This window comes from Okeania sp. SIO2F4 (genome assembly GCF_010672385.1).
Taxonomy (GTDB): Bacteria; Cyanobacteriota; Cyanobacteriia; order Cyanobacteriales; family Microcoleaceae; genus Trichodesmium.
Window position 1 is genome coordinate 1 of sequence record NZ_JAAHGT010000816.1, and the last position, 4,480, is coordinate 4,480.

3 protein-coding genes are annotated in these 4,480 nt (G+C 38.0%); 1 reads left to right on the forward strand and 2 read right to left on the reverse strand.

What is annotated here, in order from left to right:
* Positions 1 to 355: 355 nt before the first annotated feature.
* Positions 356 to 1,456 (reverse strand): ABC transporter substrate-binding protein, encoded by a 1,101-nt coding sequence (locus tag F6K22_RS33205; protein WP_293108173.1) that lies wholly within the window; start codon positions 1,454 to 1,456, stop codon positions 356 to 358.
* 287 nt (positions 1,457 to 1,743) lie between these two features.
* Positions 1,744 to 3,066, reverse strand: a complete 1,323-nt coding sequence (locus F6K22_RS33210) for a four-carbon acid sugar kinase family protein (RefSeq protein WP_293108175.1) — start codon at positions 3,064 to 3,066, stop codon at positions 1,744 to 1,746.
* Between the two features lie 729 nt (positions 3,067 to 3,795).
* Between F6K22_RS33210 and F6K22_RS33215 the strand changes: the two genes are divergently transcribed.
* On the forward strand, positions 3,796 to 4,398 hold the full coding sequence (locus F6K22_RS33215) for a PspA/IM30 family protein (RefSeq protein WP_293108178.1): 603 nt from the start codon (positions 3,796 to 3,798) through the stop codon (positions 4,396 to 4,398).
* Positions 4,399 to 4,480: the final 82 nt, after the last annotated feature.

A 4,480-nucleotide genomic window follows, 5' to 3' on the forward strand; every position in this document is an offset into this window, starting at 1 on the left:
GGATTAACGTGTTGTCTTACTCTTGCTCTTGCCAAAATTTGTACCTCTATTCTTAATATCTAATTATATGTAAGCATTTAGCTATTAGCAGTCAGCAATCAGCTTTTTTATGAAGGCATTAAACAAATTTTGCCAAGGGTAAGTAGAGCAACCTAAAAAAAAGACGTTGCATATTTAGCCATAAAATGCCTTAAGGAACTGATATAAATGACTTTTGAGCTAATTTAAAATTTGATACATAACGAAAAATTTACCGAATAATTAAGGTCTAAAGCCTCTCCTTTTAAGGAGAAAAAAGAAAAAAAATCATTTTACTCAATCCTATCCGTTTTAAGGAGAGGTAATAATTAAGGTATTAATTTTGACTCTGTGATAGTTGGGAATCAGGAAACACACTTGGATAAACCTTTGGCATAGTCTGGTTTAACATCTGGCTTAAACCACGAGTGCCAATACCAAATAATCTTGAGGTGCTAGCACCGTAAACCCGTTTGTTTTTCACTGCTCTTAAGTTATCCCACAAAGGGTTATCTTGGTAATAATTCACAAATATTTCATAGTTGTCTACAATACCAGATGAGATAAAAATTACATCTGGATCTAACTCTACAAGTCTTTCTAGAGAAAAAGGAAGATAGTTAATTAAAGCAACAGCATCACTGCTGTATTCTGCTGATAAACAATTAGCAACTTCATTTATAGTTGCACAATTTAAAGCTTTGTCTGTAGCTACAAAAAAGTTTGGTGGTGGACGATGTATGAATAATACTGTTTGATTTTGGGGTGATTTTTCCTTGTAGGTTGCTAACTTATCCAGGAATTTTTTGGCTGCAGTTTCAGCTTCTGCTGTTTTATCCGTCAACTCAGCAATATTTTTCAGGTTGGCGATCGCTCCTGAATAATTTTGTGGTACGGAAAGTAGATAGAAAGTAACTACTCCCTTGAGTGCTTCTCGTGTTTTATTGTGGGCACCATTTATACCAATAACTAAATCTGGTTTAAGTTGAACAATTTGTTCTAAATTTGGTTCTAGCATACCTGTAGAACCAATTAGATCTGGTTTTTCAGCCAGTTTGCCAAATAGGTGTGGTTCTTGTATCCAAGAAATCATATCTTTTCCGACAACTCCTATTGGTTTTATGCCTAATTCTGCTAAAATATCTATGCATAAAATGTCTAAGCAAACAATTCGTTCTGCTGGTTTTTCTAGAGTTATTTGGGTATTACTAGCATCAGTGGCAGTTATAATTCCTTCTGTAATAGTCTTTGTTGTTGGTGTTGTTGTTTTTTGAGAAGGACTGCAACTGATGATAGTTGTCAGCACTAAAGCAGAAACTCCACGAAATACTGCTGAAATCATTTTTCTGTAGGTTTGGCTAAGTGCCAGCTTAACCCAACAAAAACTGATATCTGTTTGTTTTTTTTCCTTAACTACAGTAGCTTTTTTTTTGGTCATATAAATAAAGTGTCTACAAATTTTATAATTTAGATTTGATCGGGACTTATACCAATTAATTAGCAAAAATAGCCGTTTTTAGAAACCTACGATTATCCATATAAATCTATGATTTTCGTGCTTATAATCTGTTCTATTCCTGCTTCTACCTGGCAACCTCAAGATTTTTTGTTTATTTGTGGGGTGTAATTCAGCGCGTGAATCCAAGTAACATAAATTATAGATAATTGCAGATAAGCACATGGATTATACCCAGATTCTAGCCAACAGTTACTAGCCCTTGAAAACTACTGATTCAAACGCCGATAAACTGTTACCAACCCATCTACATCCCCAACATTTCCTGGAAACAACACCACAGGTAACTCAGGAAACTGAGGATGGTCTGTAGGAGTTCGCACCATCGAACAACCTGCTAAAACCTGACCCAACAATCTGGCAGTAGTCAAAGCTAAACCTTTACTCAGAGTATCATTAGAAGTAATTCCACCTTTACTAATTAAAAACCCGATATCCTCTGGCAAACCCCTAACAATATCCATCAATAATTCCGACACTGCCACACCAAACTCTAAACGCACCTGCACATTTTCAAAAGTCAACTCCTCGCGACTGGTATAAACTACAGGAGTTTTCCCTTCTGCATGAACAGCATAAACTTTTTCCAGAATATTTTTGAGTAAAGTTGCTCTTTGCTCTGGAGAGTCTGCAACTAAATGAGACACATCTACCTCTACACCCACTACCTCAGATTCCTGTAATAATTTTTCCAACTGTTGAGTAGACTTCTTAACGTGAGAACCCACAATAATTACACCTGGTTTTCCACTTCTGACATATTGTCTCATTTCCTCCGCAGCTACAGGTTGAGAACCTAAAGCAGCGAGGGAAGTTAAAATACTGGCAGCACTCCGCAACAGAAATTTTTTACCTTGACTTGCTGCTGCCAATAGATCGTTAGCAAAACTATCTAAATCCGCTTGAGTTTCTCCATCCACAACTCCACATTGGTTGCTAGTCAATTTCAGTAAACGTTCCAAACTCCCAGAACGAATATCATTAAGTGTAAATCTTTCTACAGTTTCAGCTTTGATCTGACCCTTAGTTTTTTCCTCCACATAATCAGGCAAATAACTATAGGTGTAGCCAAATACTGAATCTTTAGCAAATTCTGTTTCGTGAACTGGGGTTTCTACACCATTGACTATTAAATAGTGGGTGCTGTTGCGGGTGACTCTCCCTCCTTCAAAAAATGCCGGAACTAAGAAATGAGCATCAAACTGACCGAGTTCTCCTGCAATAACATCGGTTTCTATAGGGTAGTGACCTCGTAGAGTCGAGTCAGAACGACTGACAACTAGAAAATCTTGGATATTTGATTGAGCGATCGCCTCTGTCAGATTATGTGTGACTTCTCGTGTCACGATCGCTGCTTGTTCGGGAGTCAGAGCGCGAGTATTGGAGAGGATAAAAAATATGGGAGATTTGTCAAGCAATCCTAATTTTAGGGTTTCTACATCCCACTTAGTTAGGAGTAAGCAACTATGAACGGTTTGGGAACCTGTGGGATCGTCGTCTATAACAATAATTTTGGGTTTGTTAGTAGTCATATTTTTGGCTAAATGGGAAATAGTAAATTTGGAAATATTTTTATCTTCTAATGAGTTAGTACAACTGTCAACTATTTATGTAATAATTGATTCTAGATTATTCTGATGTTGATTAGGACTGACGCAGAAACCTGGTTTATCTAGGAAATTTCATAATTTTCAATACAATAATCAGCGTAATAAACCCGGTTTCTTGTTTATGTTATCATATTTTATCAACAGGACTGACGCAAAATATAAAATCATAAACAATCTGTAGAGGTGAACTGCCGTTTACCCCCTACTAGATATGGTAGTTCTGCCTAAGTCCCGATCGATCTAATATGACACCTTGTATCAGTTTGATAGAGCATTGACTTAATCAAAGAATAAGGATATAATGTATATTAATGTTCTGATTGTGGGATATCTATAGACCGCGATTTAAACGCAAGTATAAATTTAAGAAAGCGAGTGCGTAATTCTGAGGAAACCTCAGAATGCAAGACGCACTCAACAGATGCGGTCGGCTTGACCGTGGATGCCTGTGGAGGTCCTGCTGCCGACAGTTCCGGTGGAAGGCGGTCAGACCCCGCGTCGGCGTAAGACGCAAGCGGTGCGACCCCGCGCCGCCGACAGCTCGCTTGCGGAATGCTGACCAAGAGAGGGAATGCTGACCAAGAGACAGAAAGTAAACATTAAAATGTCGTTATATGACGTTTTATTTCAGTTTTATGAAGCAGCAGACCAATGAATAATAATTTACCGGAAAGTTTCTTTTTTATATCCACAGGTGCAGCAACTGGTGCAACTTTTTCTACTACAGTTGGCAATATGGGATTAATAGGCAGTTTTGGAGGAATGAGCATCGGTGCAACTCCTGTTATTGGTGCTGGTGCAGTTGTCGGTGCAGCAACCTATGGTGCTTTCAAAGCTATTACAAAATCAGACCCCACTGCTTTTGGTTTTATTGGTATGGGTAGTTACGGAGGAGTAATTCTTTCTTCTACTCTTGGTGGTATGGGGTTGGGTGTTGGGGGAACTGCTTTTGGTATTGGAATGGGAACAATGGCAGCTTTTGGCGGAGTAGTCGGTCTTGGTATTTATGGATTTTTTCAAGCTATTAACTCATCTCCACAAAACCGAATAGTTGATTCTTTTGCAACTTTTGAACGGATGGAGAGGAAAATTTTAGATCGAGTTTCTTGGCAAGAAGCTTATAATCAAGCCATGATGGAATTAATGGAATTAGACCCCGTCTTTGCTGAAATGGAGACGAAGCAAAAATTTACCGCTCTGGAAATAGAAGCAGAATTAGAACAACTACAGAAAAATATAGGTTGTCAAAATTAATCAAATTTTTCTCCCCCACCCTTAGATCCGGTCTTTGTTGAAATGGAGACAAAGCAAAAATTTACCACTCTAGAAATAGAAG